Consider the following 15,988-nt stretch of genomic DNA (forward strand, 5'->3'; position numbering starts at 1 on the left):
TGAAGGAGACAAGCTCATGAGCGAATCCGTCAGCCTCCCGGCACTCGGCGAGAGTGTCACGGAAGGCACGGTCACCCGCTGGCTGAAGAACGTTGGCGACCGTGTCGAGGTGGACGAGCCCCTGCTCGAAGTCTCGACCGACAAGGTCGACACCGAGATCCCCTCCCCCGTCGCGGGCGTCATCGAGGCGATCCTGGTGCAGGAGGACGAGACCGTCGAGGTGGGCACCGCGCTCGTGACGATCGGCGACGGCTCCGGCGGAGGCGAGGCCCCGGCCGCGCCCGCCGCTGAGGCCGAGGCCGCTCCGGCGGAGGCTGCTGAGGCTGCGCCGGCTCCTGCTGCTGAGGCCGCACCGGCACCTGCTGCTGAGGCGGCTCCGGCTGAGGCCGCTCCGGCCGCCGCACCGGCGCCCGCTGCTGAGGCTGCGCCGGCTCCTGCCGCGGAGGCCGCTCCGGCCCCCGCTGCCGAGGCTGCTCCGGCCCCCGCTGCCGAGGCTGCTCCGGCCCAGGCTGCCCCGGCTCCCGCCGCGGAAGCCGCACCTGCGCAGGCCGCACCGGCGCCCGCACAGGCTGCTCCTGCCCAGGCCGCTCCGGCTCCTGCCGCTGCTGCTCCCGCCGCCGCACCTGCTCCGGCGGCTGCTCCGGCCCCGGCCGCTGCTCCCGCAGCATCCGGTGGCGCGCACGCCGGCAACGCCGGCTACGTGACCCCGATCGTTCGCAAGCTCGCGAACGAGCAGGGCATCGACCTGTCGACCGTCACCGGCACCGGCGTCGGTGGGCGCATCCGCAAGGAGGACATCCTCTCCGCGGCTGCCGCACCCGCCGCCTCCGCTGCATCGTCCTCCGCTGAGGCCGCCCCGGCTCCCGAGGTGTCCCCGCTGCGCGGCACGACGCAGCCGATGTCGCGTCTGCGCAAGGTCGTCGCCGAGCGCGCCGTCGTGTCGATGCAGTCGTCCGCTCAGCTCACCTCGGTGGTCGAGGTCGACGTGACCAAGGTCGCGGCCTTCCGCGACAAGGTCAAGGCCGACTTCCAGTCGAAGACCGGCGTCAAGCTGTCCTTCCTCCCGTTCTTCGCTCTGGCCGCCGCCGAGGCGCTGAAGACGTACCCCGTCATCAACGCCACCATCGACGGCGACTCGATCGTCTACCCGGACCACGAGAACATGTCGATCGCCGTCGACACCGAGCGCGGTCTGCTCACCCCTGTGGTGCGCAACGCGTCCGAGCTCGACCTCGCGGGCCTGGCCAAGGAGATCGCGGACCTCGCAGAGCGCACCCGCGAGAATCGTCTGAAGCCCGACGAGCTCGCCGGCGGCACGTTCACGCTGACCAACACCGGTTCGCGTGGCGCGCTGTTCGACACCCCCGTCGTGTTCCTCCCGCAGGTGGCCATCCTCGGCACCGGCATCGTCACGAAGCGTCCCGTCGTCATCTCGGCTGACGGAACCGACTCGATCGCGATCCGCTCGACCGTGTACCTGGCCCTCTCGTACGACCACCGGATCGTCGACGGCGCCGACGCGTCCCGCTTCCTCGTCGCGGTCAAGAACCGTCTCGAGGGCGGCAACTTCGAGGCGAACCTCGGCATCTAGTCACTGTCACGGGAACACCTCCCGCAGACGCCACCCGGCCTCGCTCCTGACCATCAGGAGCGAGGCCGGTTCGCTTTTCGGGGTGCGTGCGCGATCCGGTGCCACGGACACGAGCGCCGCCTCCCCCCAGCGCTGCACGAGCTCGACGGCGGCTCCGGCGTAGTCGTACCCGTCGGCGGCCGTCCCGTCCTCGATCGCCGCCCGGTCGGTCGCGGCCACCGGCGAGCCGTCCTGGACGAGCTCGTCCACACACGAGACCTGTCGCACGCGTGCTGTGAAGCACGTGTGGCGGGCCTGCAGCAGATGTGTGGCAGCGGCCACCGGCTCGCCGGGCACGGTGGATTCCGTCTGCGCAGCGGTGGAGTTCGCTCCCCCGGCTGTCGTCGCGCCGTCGGGCTTCGCTGGTGGCGTGGGGAGGTGGGACGCGTCCAGCGAACCTTCTGACGCTGGTGCGCGAGCTGAGGGTGTTGCCCCGCTAGGCGAAGACCGGCCGTTCGACCCGGGCGTGCTGGGCGAGCCGGAGGTTTCGGCTGCGGACGGTGCACCAGTCGCGGACGATGCACCAGTCGCGGACGATGCACCGGCGCCGGCAGAGGATTCGGACGACGTGTTCTGAGCCGGACCGCCTGACAGCAGGAGGAGCGCGGCGCCGACGACGACGGCCGGGATCAGCACAATCGCGACGAGTTTCTTCCGCACCGCGAACCAGCTGCGAACACGCTCTGCGACGTGCGCGATGGGTCTGCCGTCCAGGAGAAGGTCGCTGAGCTCCGCGGCCGGTTCGAACGCCGAGACCGGGTTCAGCGCTGAGCTCGACACGGAGTGCACCATCGAGGTTCGCGGAAGCGAGGTTCGCGTCGCAGACATCCGCCCGTTCGAATCGAACGACTGACGCGGAATGGTGTCGTGCAGACGGTCCGACGCCGCTGCGACCTGGCCAGACACAGGCTCGCGGCGGCCTGTGGGCTCAGCGTGACCATTGACCAGGCTGAGGCCCGCGTCGATCAGTTCGCCCTGCGATCGTCGCGGCGCACCCGGTGGCTCGTCCGCCTCACCGGGTGGGAGGGCACTCGGTGCCACGGACGGTGGACGCGGCGCGTGCGGTGTTCCCGACTCCGTCAACCGCACCACACCCGGCTCGATCGTCGCCAGCACGCCCGCCAGCACCCGCTCCCACACGGCTGTAGGCGCGCGGTCGGCACCGGGGCGCGGTGGCGCGAGTGCCGCATCCACCGCATCCAGCAGCCGCCAGCCGCCCGGCGCAGGGACCGCCGCGCAGAGCTGCTGCGCCACCGCGCGATACGCGATCCGGTCCGCCACGGCGGTCGCCTCCGTTAGCGGGCAGGCGCGGCGGAGGGCGTCGATCGCCGGGCAGCCATCGCGGCGGAAGACCACCCCGTCGAGGGCCAGGTCGCTCGCCGACCATCCGGACTCGTGCACGGCGCCGAGACCGGACGCGACCCCGATCAGGATGGTGGCCGCCTCGTCTGCGCGGATCAGGTGGCGCCGGGCAAGTAAGGCGGCAAGGGTTCCTCCTGGAGCGTGTTCCACGATGAGCCAACCCTCCGGCAGACCGCGCGCGACCTCGCCGCCCACAACCCCCACGACGTGCTCCGAGTGGGAATCGCGTCTGGCAGTGGCCTCGCGCGCTGTCGCGTCCGCAGCATCCACGCCGGTGCGGAGGCAGGCCACCACGGGATGCGCCTGCTCCGGCGCCCGGATCAGCTGCCGAAATTCGTCCGGCTCGGCCGACAGCGTGCCGAGCACCTGCCAGCCCCTCTCCCTCGCCCGGGCGACGGCGAGGCGGGCGAGGTCGGGCGTGCGGCTCAGCAGGGGCGGGCGGGACGTGGTCGGTGCAGTCGGCATGGACCAATTCCAGAGCATCCGGAACCCTCGCGACGCGGCGCACCCCAACCCGTGGACAACTCGCCAAACAGCCGCCCTGTGGAGAGCGCGCAAGCACATAGACTTGCTGCGTGGTCGACTATGTCGTCACGGGGCTAAGCGCCAACTCCGTGCCGTATTTCGAGGCCCTTCAACAGCAGCGTGCCGTGCACGCCGATGTCGTTGCAGGCCGGGCGCCCGATACTGTCATCCTCCTCGAGCATCCCTCGGTGTACACCGCAGGGAAACGCACAGAGCCCGACGAAAGGCCGACCGACGGGACACCCGTCATCGATGTCGACCGCGGCGGGAAGATCACCTGGCACGGGCCGGGGCAGCTCGTGGGATACCCGATTCTCCGCCTTCCCGAGCCCATCGACGTCGTGGGATACGTGCGGCGGCTGGAGAGCATCCTGATCGACGTTCTTGCAGACGTCGGCGTGCACGGTGAACGTGTGCAGGGACGCTCCGGCGTATGGATCCGCGGGATCCAGCGCGACGAGAAGATCGCCGCCATCGGCATCCGCGTCGCCGAGGGCGTCACCATGCACGGGTTCGCGCTCAACTGCTCCAACGGGTTCGAGGCCTACGACGCGATCGTGGCCTGCGGCATCCGGGATGCGGGGGTCACCTCGATCAGCCGCGTCCTCGGCCGCACGGTCACCCCGGAGGACGTCGTCCCCCTCATCCAGGCACGCTTCGACAGAGAATTCGACACAGGACTGGAGACCGTCGCGTGAGCGCAGCGCCAGAGGGACGCAAGATGCTGCGCCTCGAAATCCGCAATGCAGAGACCCCCATCGAGCGCAAGCCCGAGTGGATCAAGACCAAAGCGAAGATGGGCCCCGAGTACCGCCAGCTGCAGAACCTCGTGAAGGGCGAGAACCTGCACACGGTGTGCCAGGAAGCCGGCTGCCCGAACATCTTCGAGTGCTGGGAGGACAGGGAGGCGACGTTCCTCATCGGAGGGGCCCAGTGCACCAGGCGGTGCGACTTCTGCCAGATCGACACCGGCAAGCCCGCCGACTACGACACCGACGAGCCACGCCGCGTCGCAGAGTCCGTCGCGAAGATGGACCTGCGCTACGCCACCGTCACCGGCGTCGCCCGCGACGACCTGGCCGACGAAGGCTCGTGGCTGTACGCCGAGACGATCCGCGAGATCCACCGGCAGAGCCCGGGCACGGGCGTCGAGATCCTGGTCCCGGACTTCTCCGGCAACCCCGACTACCTCGGCGAGGTCTTCTCCGCCGAGCCCGAGGTCTTCGCGCACAACGTCGAGACCGTCCCGCGCATCTTCAAGCGCATCCGGCCGGCCTTCCGTTACGAGCGCTCGCTCGACGTCATCACGCAGGGACGTGCGGCCGGGCTCATCACCAAGTCCAACCTCATCCTCGGGATGGGCGAGGAGCGCGCAGAGGTCAGCCAGGCTCTGCGCGACCTGCACGACGCGGGGACCGACATCATCACGATCACCCAGTACCTGCGGCCGAGCCCGCGGCATCTGCCGGTGGCGAGGTGGGTGCATCCGGATGAGTTCGTCGAGCTGAAAGAGGAGGCGGAGGCGATCGGGTTCCTCGGTGTGCTCGCCGGTCCCCTGGTCCGTTCGTCGTACCGCGCCGGGCGACTCTGGGCGCAGTCGATGCACGCGAAAGGCCGCGAGGTGCCGGACGAACTCCGCCATCTGGCCGACGCGTCGCTCGGGTTCGCCCAGGCCGTATCCTGACCGCGAACAACGTCACTGCGCGGGCGGCCGAGCCGGTATCCTTGTGACTATGGCACGCAAGGACAAGTCCACCAAGGAGCCCGGTCGGCTCAAGCAGATGTGGCAGGTCTTCCAGATGACCCGCCGCTACGACAAGCGGGCGGTGTTGTACATCGTGGGCGGCATCGTGGCCCCGATCATCGTCGGCGTGCTTCTGGCGATCTTCCTGTCCGACGGCAACGGCTTCACGATGGCGATGTGGATCCTCGCCGGCGTGCTCGCGGGTGTGCTGATCGGCCTGATCATCCTGGGGCGTCGCGCCGAGCGTGCTGCGTACTCGCAGATCGAGGGCCAGCCCGGCGCCGTCGGCGCCGTGCTGCGCAGCTCCCTGAAGCGCAGCTGGCGCGGCTCGGAGATGCCGGTCGCCGTCAACGGCAAGACCCAGGATGCGATCTACCGTGCCACCGGCCGCGGTGGTGTCGTGCTCATCAGCGAAGGCCCGAAGACCCGCACCCAGCGGATGATCGACGAGGAGCGCCGCAAGGTCACCCGCGTGCTGCCGAACGTGCCCGTGACGACGATCAGCGTCGGACCGGATGCGGACGCCACCCCGCTGCACAAGATCCCGCGCGTGCTCGCCAAGATCAAGCCCACCCTGACCAAGGCCGAGGTCATGGCGATCAGCAACCGTCTCCAGTCGCTGGAGAACTCGATGCCGATCCCCAAGGGCATCGACCCGATGAAGGTTCGCGCCCAGCGCGCTCGCTAGAGCCCGCTCGCCCGCTTACCCCGCCCCGCGCATCCATCGAGCTGGGACTTCTGCACCAGCCCGACCGGCGTGTCGCGTGCAGAAGTCCCGGCTCGATGCTTTGGGTGCGGCGGGGAGGGACGGCAGTGGCGGCGCCGTCAGGCCCGGATGAGGACCGTGCCGGCGATCTTGTCGTGGAAGCCGCGCTGGTCGGAATCCCAGACGAGCGCGGGGATCACGATCGCGAGCAGCAGCGTGCGGACGACGGGACGCCAGAGGCCCACCCAGCCGCCGCGGATCGCGACAACGCGCATCCCGAACACCCGGTGGCCGATGCCGCCGCCGATGGTCGGGATGAACAGGATCTGCATGAGCACGAAGATGCCGGTGGTGGCCCAGCCGTTCACGATCCCGTCCGTGCGGAAGAACGCGAAAGAAATCAGGTAGGCGATCGCCCAGTCGATGACGATGGCGCCGATGCGGCGGCCTGCACGCCCGACCGAGCCTCTGCCCGTCTCCGGCAATCCCAGTCGTTCACCGGGATAGCGGCTCGGCGCGATGTTGCCGGAGGCGGAGGATGGCGGGTTCTGTGGCACCAGACGAGTTTACCGGCCACGGGTATGCGTAACACGCCGGAAACAATTGCGTCACTCCGGGGAAACTCCTTCCCCGTACGGTGTTGTCTTGGGCTGCAGGTGCAGTCCACCACCTCAATCCATTTTGGGAGTCCTCCGCATGTTCCGTGATTCTTCCGAGGTGCTCAAGTTCATCAAGGACACCGACGTCAAGTTCCTTGATATCCGCTTCACCGATCTGCCCGGTGTGCAGCAGCACTTCAACATCCCCGCTTCGACCGTCGACGAAGAGTTCTTCTCCGTCGGTCAGCTCTTCGACGGCTCGTCCATCCGAGGCTTCGCGTCCATCCACGAATCGGACATGCAGCTCATCCCCGACGTCTCCACCGCGTACGTCGACCCTTTCCGTGCCGAGCGCACGCTCATCATGGTCTTCGACATCTACAACCCGCGCAACGGCGAGATCTACTCGAAGGACCCGCGCCAGGTCGCCAAGAAGGCCGAGAAGTACCTCGCATCGACCGGCATCGCGGACACCGCGTTCTTCGCCCCCGAGGCCGAGTTCTACATCTTCGACGACGTCCGTTACGAGGTGAACCAGCACTCGAGCTTCTACTCGGTGGACTCCGAAGAGGGAGCCTGGAACACCGGTCGTGTCGAGGAGGGCGGAAACCTCGCCAACAAGACGCCGTACAAGGGCGGATACTTCCCGGTCAGCCCGGTCGACAAGCAGGCCGACCTGCGCGACGACATCTCGCTGAAGCTGATCGACGCCGGCCTCATCCTGGAGCGCGCACACCACGAGGTGGGCACCGGCGGCCAGGCCGAGATCAACTACCGCTTCGACACGATGGTGCACGCGGCAGACGACATCCTGAAGTTCAAGTACATCGTGAAGAACACGGCTGAGCTGTGGGGCAAGGTCGCGACCTTCATGCCGAAGCCGCTGTTCGGCGACAACGGCTCCGGGATGCACACCCACCAGTCGCTGTGGAACGACGGCAAGCCGCTGTTCTACGACGAGGCGGGCTACGGCGGCCTCTCCGACATCGCACGCTGGTACATCGGCGGCCTGCTCAAGCACGCCCCGGCCGTCCTCGCGTTCACGAACCCGACGGTGAACTCGTTCCACCGCCTGGTCCCCGGCTTCGAAGCCCCGGTCAACCTGGTCTACTCGGCCGGCAACCGCTCGGCGTCGATCCGCATCCCGATCACGGGCACGAACCCGAAGGCGAAGCGCATCGAGTTCCGCGCCCCCGACGCGTCCGGCAACCCGTACCTCGCGTTCGCCGCGCAGCTCATGGCGGGCCTCGACGGCATCAAGAACCGCATCGAGCCGCACGAGCCCGTCGACAAGGACCTCTACGAACTCCCGCCCGAGGAAGCCAAGAACATCCCGCAGGTCCCCGGCACCCTCGCCGAGGTCCTGGATGCGCTCGAGGCCGACCACGACTTCCTCCTCGCAGGCGGCGTGTTCACCCCGGAGCTCATCGAGACCTGGATCGACTACAAGCGCGAGAAGGAGATCAAGCCCCTCGCGCAGCGTCCCCACCCGTTCGAGTACGAGCTGTACTTCGGCGTCTGACGCTCTGACGTGCGGAAGGCCGCATCCCTTCGGGGGTGCGGCCTTCCGGCGTTTTCGGGCGCGGGAGTGAACTGGGCGCTTCGGCCGTCCGACGTCACAGGCCGCCGCTGAGCGGGCACTCGACGATGCGTTTTCCGTCGCTGACGACGATGAACGTGTCCGGCTCGACGCTCGGCGCATAGATGATGCCGCCACCGATGGTGTGGCCGCGCGCGGGCAGTCCGGTGGTGAAGCCGGGGCCGGCGCCGAAGCAGGTGTAGTTGCGACCGGCGTACTGCACCCGGGTGGGGATGGCGCTCGGCCACCAGTCCGCTGTCGCCTCGTGGACCTTCAGGAGGACGATACCGCCGGAGACGACCAGGGCTGCGACGAGGAACGCGGCGATGAAGACGACGGTTCGACGGGGCGTCCACCAGGTCTGCACACCGTCACGATGCCGGTTGTTCGGCAGGAGATCCCGGACGACACGCCGTCGGGAACTCCGCTCGTGCGGAGAATGCGGCCCGGGGCCGCGATATCTCCGCTTGAACGGAGACGGGGGCGGTCAGGCGGTGGGGGCCGGGCGGTCGGGCTGGCCGTAGAAGGAGCGCTCGAAGACGGCTCGGGCTCGGCGGGTGACGGCGAGGTAGTCCTCTTCGAGGCGGCTGGCGGAGCCGGGTGGGTATTCCATCAGGCGGGCGACGCCGTCGAGGGCGACGCGGTCGGAGGGGAGGACGTCGGCCGTCTTGTTGGTCCAGAGGGTCATCGCGGAGCGGGCGCGGGAGGCGAAGACCCAGGCGTCGCGGAGTTTGGCGGCGTCGTCGGCCGTGACGTAGCCGGTCTCTGCGGCGACGCGGACGGCATCCAGGGTCGACGTGGTCTGCAGGTCGGGGACGGCGGCCGCGTGCTGCAGCTGGATGAGCTGCACGAACCATTCGACGTCGCTGAGGGAGCCGCGGCCGAGCTTGAGGTGGCGAGCCGGGTCCGCGCCCTGCGGGAGGCGCTCGCTCTCGACGCGCGCCTTGATCCGCTTGACCTCGCGGACCGCCTGCTCGGCGATCGACGCCGGATAGCGCACCTCGTCGGCGACGGTCTCGAAGTCGTCGAGCAGTGCCGCATCCCCCGCCACCCCGCGGGCGCGCAGCAGCGCCTGGGCCTCCCAGGTGAGCGACCAGCGCTGGTAGTAGGCGCGGTACGACTCGAGCGAGCGCACCGGGGTGCCGTTCTTGCCCTCGGGGCGCAGGCCCATGTCCAGGTCGAGTGGGAGGACGTTGTCCTCGGTGAGTCTGCCGAGCTCCGAGACGACCTGCAGGGCGGCGCGGTGAGCGGCCTCCTGGTCGTCGCCGAGCGGACGGAACACGTACATCACGTCGGCGTCCGAGCCGAAGCCGAGCTCGCGGCCGCCGAAGCGGCCCATCCCGATCACGGCGAACTCGAACAGGTCGCGGTCGTCGCGGTTGTCGCGGATCGCCTCCAGCACCCCGGCGATCACGTTCTCGGTGACGGCCGTGAGGCCCTGCGCAAGCTCCTCGATGGTGCTGAAACCCAGGATGCCCGAGAACGCCAGCCGCAGCACCTCGCGGCGGCGGGCGGCGCGCAGTGCAGACGCCGCGGACTCCGCCGACGAGTGCCTGCCGAGGATCGCCCGCGTCTCCTCGCGCAGCAGCGCGGCCGAGCGGGGGCGCAGGTCGTCCTCCGACTCCAGCCAGGCCACCGACTCCGGGATGCGCCCGAGCAGTTCCCCGGCGAACCGGGAGCCGGACAGCACCCGCGTCAGACGCTCGGCGGCCCCCGTGGAGTCGCGGAGCATCCGGAGATACCAGTGGGTGGAGCCGAGGTCTTCGCTGAGGCGGCGGAAGGTGAGGAGGCCGTAGTCGGGGTCGGCGCCGTCGGCGAACCACTGCAGCATCACCGGCAGCAGGTGACGCTGGATGGTGGCGCGCCTGGACACCCCGCCGGTGAGCGCGCCGATGTGGGCGAGCGCGCCGCGCGGGTCGCGGAAACCGATCGCGGCGAGGCGCGCCTCCGCCTGCTCGCTGGTGAGCCCTGCGGCGCCGGTGAGCTTGGTGTCCTCGCTCGACGTGGAGGCGACCGCACTCAGCAGCGGCCGGTAGAACAGCCGCTCGTGCAGCCCGCGCACCCGGTGCTTGATCGCGTTCCAGCGCTCGAACAGCTGCTCGGCGCCCGGGGCGAGCCCGGTCGCGCGGGCGAGGACGCGCTGGTCTCCCTCGTCGCGTGGCATCAGGTGCGTGCGTGAGAGGTGCCGCAGCTGCAGCCGGTGCTCCATCAGGCGCAGGGTGCGGTAGTCGCGGGAGAAGTCTGCGGACTCCTCGCGGCCGATGTAGCCCTGCGCTGCGAGGGCGGCCAGGGCGGAGAGGGTGTCGCGCTGGCGCACCTGGTCGTCGGTCCTGCCGTGCACGAGCTGCAGCAGCTGCACCGTGAACTCCACGTCGCGCAGGCCGCCTGGGCCGAGCTTCAGCTGGTAGTGCACCTCGTCGTCCGGGATGTTGTCGGTGACGCGTTCGCGCATCCGCTGCACGGACTCGACGAAGTTCTCCCGGGACGCGCTGCTCCACACCTTCGGGGCGATGGCGGCGACGTACCGCTCCCCCAGGCCCAGGTCGCCGGCGAGCGGGCGCGCCTTGAGCAGCGCCTGGAACTCCCAGCCCTTGGCCCACCTGTCGTAGTAGGCGATGTGCGACTCGAGGGTGCGCACGAGCGCGCCGTCCTTGCCCTCGGGCCGGAGGTTCGGGTCGACCTCCCAGAGGCCGGGTTCGATCGCCGGATCGTGGATGCCGCGCATGGTCAGCATCGCGAGGCGGGTGGCGATGTCGACGGCGCGGCCGGAGCTGACCCCGGCCTCCTCGTCGCCCTCCGCCACGTAGATCACGTCCACGTCGCTGACGTAGTTGAGCTCGCGGGCGCCGGCCTTGCCCATTCCGATGACGGCGAGCCGCGTGGCCCGCACCTCCGCCTCGGGGAACCGTCCAGGGCCCGTGCCGCTGACCTGCCGCCGGGCGATGGCGAGGGATGCTTCGAGGGCGGCGGCGGCGAGGTCGGAGATCGCGGCCGCAACGGCATCGAACCCGTCGACCGGGTCGTCCTGCTCCAGGTCGAAGCTCGCCAGCTGCACCAGCCTGCGGCGATACCGGATGCGCAGCGCCGTCCAGGCCGCCTCCTCCGTCACCGAGGCGAACCCGTCGACCGCGCCGACCGCATCCAGGAGGTCGTCGCGCAGCTCGGCGGCGGACGGGAGGCGCTCGACCCGCTCGGTCAGCGCATCCAGTTGGTCCGGCTGGCGCAGGAAGAACTCGGCGATCCCCTCCGACGCGCCGATCACCCGCAGGATGCGCTGGGCAGCGTCCTGCCTGCGCAGGTACGGGGCGACGCGGTCAGGTGCGCGGCGCACCAGGGCGAGCGTGCAGCCGAGCGCCGTGTCAGGGTCGGCCGCGACCGCGAACGCGGGAAGCGCATCCTCGACCGGCACGCCGGTGAGTGCCGTCAGCTCGTCGAGCTGCGCCCGCACCGAGCTCAGACCGACGAACCCCGACCGCGCGAGCGTGGTCAGTGAGAGCTGGTCGCGCGGCACGGCGCCTAAAGGATCTCGAGGTTGGTGCGCAGCTCGTACGGGGTGACCTGCGCGCGGTACGCCGACCACTCCTGCCGCTTGTTCAGCAGCACGTAGTTGAACACCTGCTCGCCCAGCGTCTCGGCCACCAGCTCGGAGTCCTCCATCAGCGAGATGGCGTGGTCGAGGCTGGCGGGGAGCTGGTTGTAGCCGAGCGCGCGGCGCTCCGCGTCGCTGAGCGCCCAGACGTTGTTCTCGGCCTCCGGCGGCAGTTCGTACTGCTCCTCGATGCCCTTGAGGCCGGCGGCCAGCATGAGCGAGAACGAGAGGTACGGGTTGGCCGCGGAGTCGATGGCACGGTACTCGACGCGCGAGCTCTGGCCCTTGTTGGGCTTGTAGAGCGGGACGCGGACCAGCGCAGACCGGTTGTTGTGACCCCAGCAGACGAAGCTCGGCGCCTCGTCGCCGCCCCAGAGACGCTTGTACGAGTTGACGAACTGGTTGGTCACCGCGGTGATCTCCGGCGCGTGGCGGAGCAGACCGGCGATGAAGTGGCGGCCGACCGTGGACAGCTGGTACTCGGCGCCCGCCTCGAAGAACGCGTTGGTGTCGCCCTCGAACAGTGACATGTGGGTGTGCATCCCGGAGCCGGGGTGGCCGGAGAGCGGCTTGGGCATGAAGGTGGCGTAGACGCCCTGCTCGATGGCGACCTCTTTGACGACCGTGCGGAACGTCATGATGTTGTCCGCCGTGGTGAGGGCGTCCGCGTAGCGCAGGTCGATCTCGTTCTGGCCTGGGCCGGCCTCGTGGTGGCTGAACTCGACCGAGATGCCGAGGTCTTCGAGCATTCTGACCGAGCGGCGGCGGAAGTCGTGCGCCGTGCCGCCCGGCACGTTGTCGAAGTAGCCGGCGGAGTCGACGGGCTCCGGCCCGTTCTCGTCGAACGCCGACGACTTGAGCAGGTAGAACTCGATCTCCGGATGCGTGTAGAACGTGAACCCGCGGTCCGCCGCCTTCTCGAGCGTGCGCTTCAGGACGTTGCGCGGGTCGGACACCGACGGCTGGCCGTCCGGCGTCGTGATGTCGCAGAACATCCTGGCGGTCGGGTCGATCTCGCCGCGCCACGGGAGGATCTGGAACGTGGTGGGGTCCGGCAGCGCCAGCAGGTCGGACTCGTATGCGCGGGTCAGTCCCTCGATGGCGGAGCCGTCGAAGCCGAGGCCCTCGGTGAAGGCACCCTCCACCTCGGCGGGGGCGATGGCGACGGACTTGAGTGTGCCGACGACATCGGTGAACCACAGCCTCACGAACTTGACGCCACGCTCCTCGATCGTGCGAAGAACGAAGTCGCGCTGCTTGTCCATCCTGCCCCTTTCGTCAGCCTTCCCAGACTAGTGGTTTCCGCACCCGGATTCAGGCGAGGAACGCACCCCAATCGGTGGTCCTGGCGCGTCATTAGACTGAGGCCATGTCTGACATGTCCCCCATGCCGTCCACCCACCCGACGACGTCGTCGATGCAGTCGCTGAAGAGGGTGCGGACGCGCCACTTCCAGATCGCGAAGGAGGAGGGGACGAAGTTCACCGGCCTGACCAGCTACGACCAGCTGACGGCGCAGATCTTCGACGCGGCAGGCATCGACTTCCTCCTGGTCGGAGACTCGGCGGGGAACAACGTGCTCGGCTACGAGACGACGCTCCCGGTGACCGTGGACGAGCTCATCCCGCTCACCCGCGCGGTGGCCGGAGCCGTCAAGCGCGCGTTCGTGGTGGCCGACATGCCGTTCGGCTCCTACGAGACCGGTCCGCTCGAAGCGCTGCACACGGCCGTGCGGTTCATGAAGGAGACCGGGGCGCACGCGGTGAAGCTCGAAGGCGGCGTGCGCAGTGCAGAGCAGATCCGCCGGATCGTGGATGCGGGCATCCCGGTGATGGCGCACATCGGCTTCACGCCGCAGAGCGAGCATGGGCTCGGCGGTCACATCATCCAGGGCAGGGGCGACGGGGCAGAGCAGCTGCTCGCCGACGCGCACGCCGTGGAAGAGGCGGGCGCGTTCGCCGTCGTCATGGAGATGGTGCCCGCTGCCGTGGCCGCGCGCGTCACCGCCGAGCTGCGCATCCCGACCATCGGTGTCGGCGCAGGCCCGGACGTGGACGGGCAGCTGCTGGTGTGGACCGACTGGGCCGGTTTCACCACCGGTCGCATTCCGAAGTTCGTGAAGCAGTACGCGGATCTGCAGGGCGTGCTGACGCAGGCGGCGACGGCGTACAAGGCGGACGTGCAGAACGGCACGTTCCCCGCCGAGGAGCACAGCTTCTAGAGGCTCAGCGGCCTTCCGCCGCGTCTTCCTCTGCCCACTTGGCGCTGTTCTCGCGCAGCTTCTCGAGGGCGTGCTCCGCCTCGGCGTGCGTGTCGAACGGGCCGACCCGGTCGGGAGCAGGAGACAGGAAGCCCTGCTCGACCTGGCCGGTCTTCATGTTGTACCAGAACTTGTGTTCAGCATCCTGGCTGATGCCGTGGTCATTCTCGCCGGTCATAAGCTTGATCCTATGCCCAAGGATTCCGCCGGTCACCTCATTCCCGGACGCGTCACCCCCGAGCGCCGCGTGCCGTCCGGCATCGCCAGGCCCGAGTACGTCGGCAAGAAGGCCCCGGCCCCGTACACCGGCTCCGACGTCTACACGCCTCGCGAGATCGAGCTGATCCGCGAGTCCGGCAGGATCGCCGCGCAGGCCATCGCCCTGGTCGGCGAGAACGTGCGCCCGGGCGTCACCACCGAGGAGCTGGATGTGATCGGGCACGACTTCCTGATCGCCAACGGCGCATACCCGTCGACCCTCGGATACCGCGGCTTCCCGAAGTCGATCTGCAGCTCGGTCAACGAAGTCATCTGCCACGGGATCCCGGACGACACCGTGATCGAGGACGGCGACATCGTCAACATCGACATCACGGCGTACAAGAACGGCTTCCACGGCGACAGCAACCAGACCTTCATCGCCGGCACGGCCACCGAGGAGGTCGCCCTCCTGGTCGAGCGCACCAGGGAGGCCCTGAACCGCGGGATCAAGGCGGTCGCCCCCGGCAGGCAGGTCAACGTGATCGGCCGGGCCATCGAGTCGTACGCCAAGCGCTTCGGCTACGGCGTCGTGCGCGACTTCACCGGTCACGGCGTCGGGGCGGCGTTCCACTCCGGGCTGATCATCCCGCACTACGACTCCGCCCCGCTGCACGACGACGTGATGGAGGTGGGCATGGTCTTCACCATCGAGCCGATGCTCACCCTCGGAACGCACGAGTGGGACATGTGGGAGGACGACTGGACCGTCGTCACCCGCGACAAGAGCATGACCGCCCAGTTCGAGCACACGCTCGTGGTCACCGAACGCGGCGCAGAGGTGCTCACCCTCCCCTGAGCGCGCGCCGCGCATCCCGGTACGGGTAGATTCGTGCCATGAGTTCGAAGAACCAGGCAATCGGAATCGACATCGGGGGAACCGGGATCAAGGGAGGTCTCGTCGACCTCGACACCGGGGAACTCATCAGCGACAGGGTCAAGCTGCCGACGCCGGAGGGCGGCAAGCCGGACGACATCGTCGAGACCACCAAGGAGATCGTCGACCGCCTCGCAGCGGAGGACCCGGATGCGGCCGTCGGCGTCTGCTTCCCGGCCATCGTCAGCCACGGGGTCACCCTCTCCGCGGCGAACGTGTCGAAGAAGTGGATCGACCTCCGCGCGGAGGACCTGTTCGAGAAGGCGCTCGCGCGCGACATCCACTTCGTCAACGACGCGGACGCCGCCGGATACGCCGAGTCCCAGTTCGGCGCGGCGAAGGGCAAGAAGGGGCTCGTCATCATGACGACGCTCGGCACCGGCATCGGCTCCGCCCTCATCTACGACGGCGTGCTCATCCCGAACGCCGAGCTCGGCCACCTGGAGATCGACGGTCACGACGCGGAGTCGAAGGCGGCGTACTCGGCGAAGGAGCGCGAGGACCTCAGCTGGGAGAAGTGGGCGAAGCGCCTGCAGACCTACTACTCGACGCTGGAGTTCCTGTTCACGCCGGACCTGTTCATCGTCGGCGGCGGCGTCTCCAAGAACTACCAGGAGTTCCTGCCTCTGCTCGACCTGAAGACCGAGATCGTCCCCGCGGTGCACCGCAACAACGCCGGCATCCTCGGGGCCGCCGCGCTCGCCGCTCGTTAGGACGCCGTATACGTTCACCCGGCCGGCGTTAGGGATGCGTTAGGACGCGCATCCCGCGCCCCGCCAGGGTGTGGACTCTCCTCGGTCGCGTCGGATGGCGCGACATCCTGATGGATGGAGAGAGTCGTGCTGGACGTCGTCTACCT

The 15,988-nt window shown here is 69.2% G+C and carries 14 protein-coding genes; 8 read left to right on the forward strand and 6 right to left on the reverse strand.

Going from position 1 to position 15,988, the window contains the following annotated elements; translation table 11 throughout:
• The first annotated feature begins 16 nt into the window (after positions 1–16).
• Positions 17–1,591 carry a 2-oxoglutarate dehydrogenase, E2 component, dihydrolipoamide succinyltransferase gene (sucB, locus tag HF024_RS11275; RefSeq protein WP_168689612.1) on the forward strand — a complete coding sequence of 525 codons (1,575 nt, stop codon included), beginning with the start codon at positions 17–19 and terminating at the stop codon, positions 1,589–1,591.
• Between the two features lie 6 nt (positions 1,592–1,597).
• Here sucB and HF024_RS11280 read toward each other — a convergent pair whose 3' ends face one another.
• Positions 1,598–3,457, reverse strand: a complete 1,860-nt coding sequence (locus HF024_RS11280) for a hypothetical protein (RefSeq protein ID WP_168689613.1) — start codon at positions 3,455–3,457, stop codon at positions 1,598–1,600.
• 110 nt (positions 3,458–3,567) lie between these two features.
• Between HF024_RS11280 and lipB the strand changes: the two genes are divergently transcribed.
• Genes lipB through HF024_RS11295 form a run of 3 tightly spaced genes read left to right on the forward strand, consistent with a single transcriptional unit; the run spans position 3,568 to position 5,949 of the window.
• Positions 3,568–4,215, forward strand: a complete 648-nt coding sequence (gene lipB, locus HF024_RS11285; RefSeq protein ID WP_168689614.1) for a lipoyl(octanoyl) transferase LipB — start codon at positions 3,568–3,570, stop codon at positions 4,213–4,215.
• Positions 4,212–5,201 (forward strand): lipoyl synthase, encoded by a 990-nt coding sequence (lipA, locus tag HF024_RS11290; RefSeq protein WP_168689615.1) that lies wholly within the window; start codon positions 4,212–4,214, stop codon positions 5,199–5,201. The genes lipB and lipA overlap by 4 nt, the downstream gene beginning before the upstream one ends.
• A 49-nt stretch (positions 5,202–5,250) precedes the next feature.
• Positions 5,251–5,949: a DUF4191 domain-containing protein gene (locus HF024_RS11295; RefSeq protein WP_085367860.1), complete on the forward strand. Its 699-nt coding sequence runs from the start codon at positions 5,251–5,253 to the stop codon at positions 5,947–5,949.
• A 137-nt stretch (positions 5,950–6,086) separates the two neighbouring features.
• Here HF024_RS11295 and HF024_RS11300 read toward each other — a convergent pair whose 3' ends face one another.
• Positions 6,087–6,524 (reverse strand): RDD family protein, encoded by a 438-nt coding sequence (locus tag HF024_RS11300; RefSeq protein WP_085367861.1) that lies wholly within the window; start codon positions 6,522–6,524, stop codon positions 6,087–6,089.
• A 139-nt stretch (positions 6,525–6,663) separates the two neighbouring features.
• Between HF024_RS11300 and glnA (HF024_RS11305) the strand changes: the two genes are divergently transcribed.
• Positions 6,664–8,088, forward strand: a complete 1,425-nt coding sequence (glnA, locus tag HF024_RS11305) for a type I glutamate--ammonia ligase (protein WP_085367863.1) — start codon at positions 6,664–6,666, stop codon at positions 8,086–8,088.
• 94 nt (positions 8,089–8,182) lie between these two features.
• Here the strand turns inward: glnA (HF024_RS11305) and HF024_RS11310 are convergent, their stop codons facing one another.
• The 3 genes from HF024_RS11310 to glnA (HF024_RS11320) all read right to left on the reverse strand — a co-directional run bounded on the left by HF024_RS11310 (position 8,183) and on the right by glnA (HF024_RS11320) (position 12,999).
• Complete coding sequence (locus tag HF024_RS11310) at positions 8,183–8,512, reverse strand: hypothetical protein (protein WP_247597083.1); 330 nt, start codon at positions 8,510–8,512, stop codon at positions 8,183–8,185.
• Positions 8,513–8,632: 120 nt separating this feature from the next.
• Positions 8,633–11,656 (reverse strand): bifunctional [glutamine synthetase] adenylyltransferase/[glutamine synthetase]-adenylyl-L-tyrosine phosphorylase, encoded by a 3,024-nt coding sequence (locus HF024_RS11315; RefSeq protein WP_168689616.1) that lies wholly within the window; start codon positions 11,654–11,656, stop codon positions 8,633–8,635.
• Between the two features lie 5 nt (positions 11,657–11,661).
• On the reverse strand, positions 11,662–12,999 hold the full coding sequence (glnA, locus tag HF024_RS11320; RefSeq protein WP_085367867.1) for a type I glutamate--ammonia ligase: 1,338 nt from the start codon (positions 12,997–12,999) through the stop codon (positions 11,662–11,664).
• A 104-nt stretch (positions 13,000–13,103) separates the two neighbouring features.
• Between glnA (HF024_RS11320) and panB the strand changes: the two genes are divergently transcribed.
• Complete coding sequence (panB, locus tag HF024_RS11325) at positions 13,104–13,955, forward strand: 3-methyl-2-oxobutanoate hydroxymethyltransferase (RefSeq protein WP_085367869.1); 852 nt, start codon at positions 13,104–13,106, stop codon at positions 13,953–13,955.
• A gap of 4 nt (positions 13,956–13,959) precedes the next feature.
• Here the strand turns inward: panB and HF024_RS11330 are convergent, their stop codons facing one another.
• Positions 13,960–14,172, reverse strand: coding sequence for a hypothetical protein (locus tag HF024_RS11330; RefSeq protein WP_085367872.1), 213 nt, complete (start codon positions 14,170–14,172; stop codon positions 13,960–13,962).
• 12 nt (positions 14,173–14,184) lie between these two features.
• Here HF024_RS11330 and map point away from each other — a divergent pair, with 12 nt between their 5' ends.
• Positions 14,185–15,051, forward strand: coding sequence for a type I methionyl aminopeptidase (gene map / locus HF024_RS11335; protein ID WP_168689617.1), 867 nt, complete (start codon positions 14,185–14,187; stop codon positions 15,049–15,051).
• Between the two features lie 38 nt (positions 15,052–15,089).
• A complete protein-coding gene (ppgK, locus tag HF024_RS11340; protein WP_168689618.1) occupies positions 15,090–15,842 on the forward strand; it encodes a polyphosphate--glucose phosphotransferase in 753 nt (250 codons plus the stop codon).
• The last annotated feature ends 146 nt before the right edge of the window (positions 15,843–15,988 follow it).

This window comes from Leifsonia sp. PS1209 (assembly GCF_012317045.1).
GTDB lineage: Bacteria > Actinomycetota > Actinomycetes > Actinomycetales > Microbacteriaceae > Leifsonia.

Excerpts from the sequence above, each read along its gene's own strand:
- map (WP_168689617.1), top strand. The coding sequence starts at position 14,185 with ATGCCCAAGGATTCCGCCGGTCACCTCATTCCCGGACGCGTCACCCCC.
- HF024_RS11295 (WP_085367860.1), top strand. The coding sequence starts at position 5,251 with ATGGCACGCAAGGACAAGTCCACCAAGGAGCCCGGTCGGCTCAAGCAG.
- glnA (WP_085367867.1), bottom strand. The coding sequence starts at position 12,999 with ATGGACAAGCAGCGCGACTTCGTTCTTCGCACGATCGAGGAGCGTGGC.
- HF024_RS11280 (WP_168689613.1), bottom strand. The coding sequence starts at position 3,457 with ATGCCGACTGCACCGACCACGTCCCGCCCGCCCCTGCTGAGCCGCACG.
- panB (WP_085367869.1), top strand. The coding sequence starts at position 13,104 with ATGTCTGACATGTCCCCCATGCCGTCCACCCACCCGACGACGTCGTCG.
- sucB (WP_168689612.1), top strand. The coding sequence starts at position 17 with ATGAGCGAATCCGTCAGCCTCCCGGCACTCGGCGAGAGTGTCACGGAA.
- ppgK (WP_168689618.1), top strand. The coding sequence starts at position 15,090 with ATGAGTTCGAAGAACCAGGCAATCGGAATCGACATCGGGGGAACCGGG.
- glnA (WP_085367863.1), top strand. The coding sequence starts at position 6,664 with ATGTTCCGTGATTCTTCCGAGGTGCTCAAGTTCATCAAGGACACCGAC.
- HF024_RS11330 (WP_085367872.1), bottom strand. The coding sequence starts at position 14,172 with ATGACCGGCGAGAATGACCACGGCATCAGCCAGGATGCTGAACACAAG.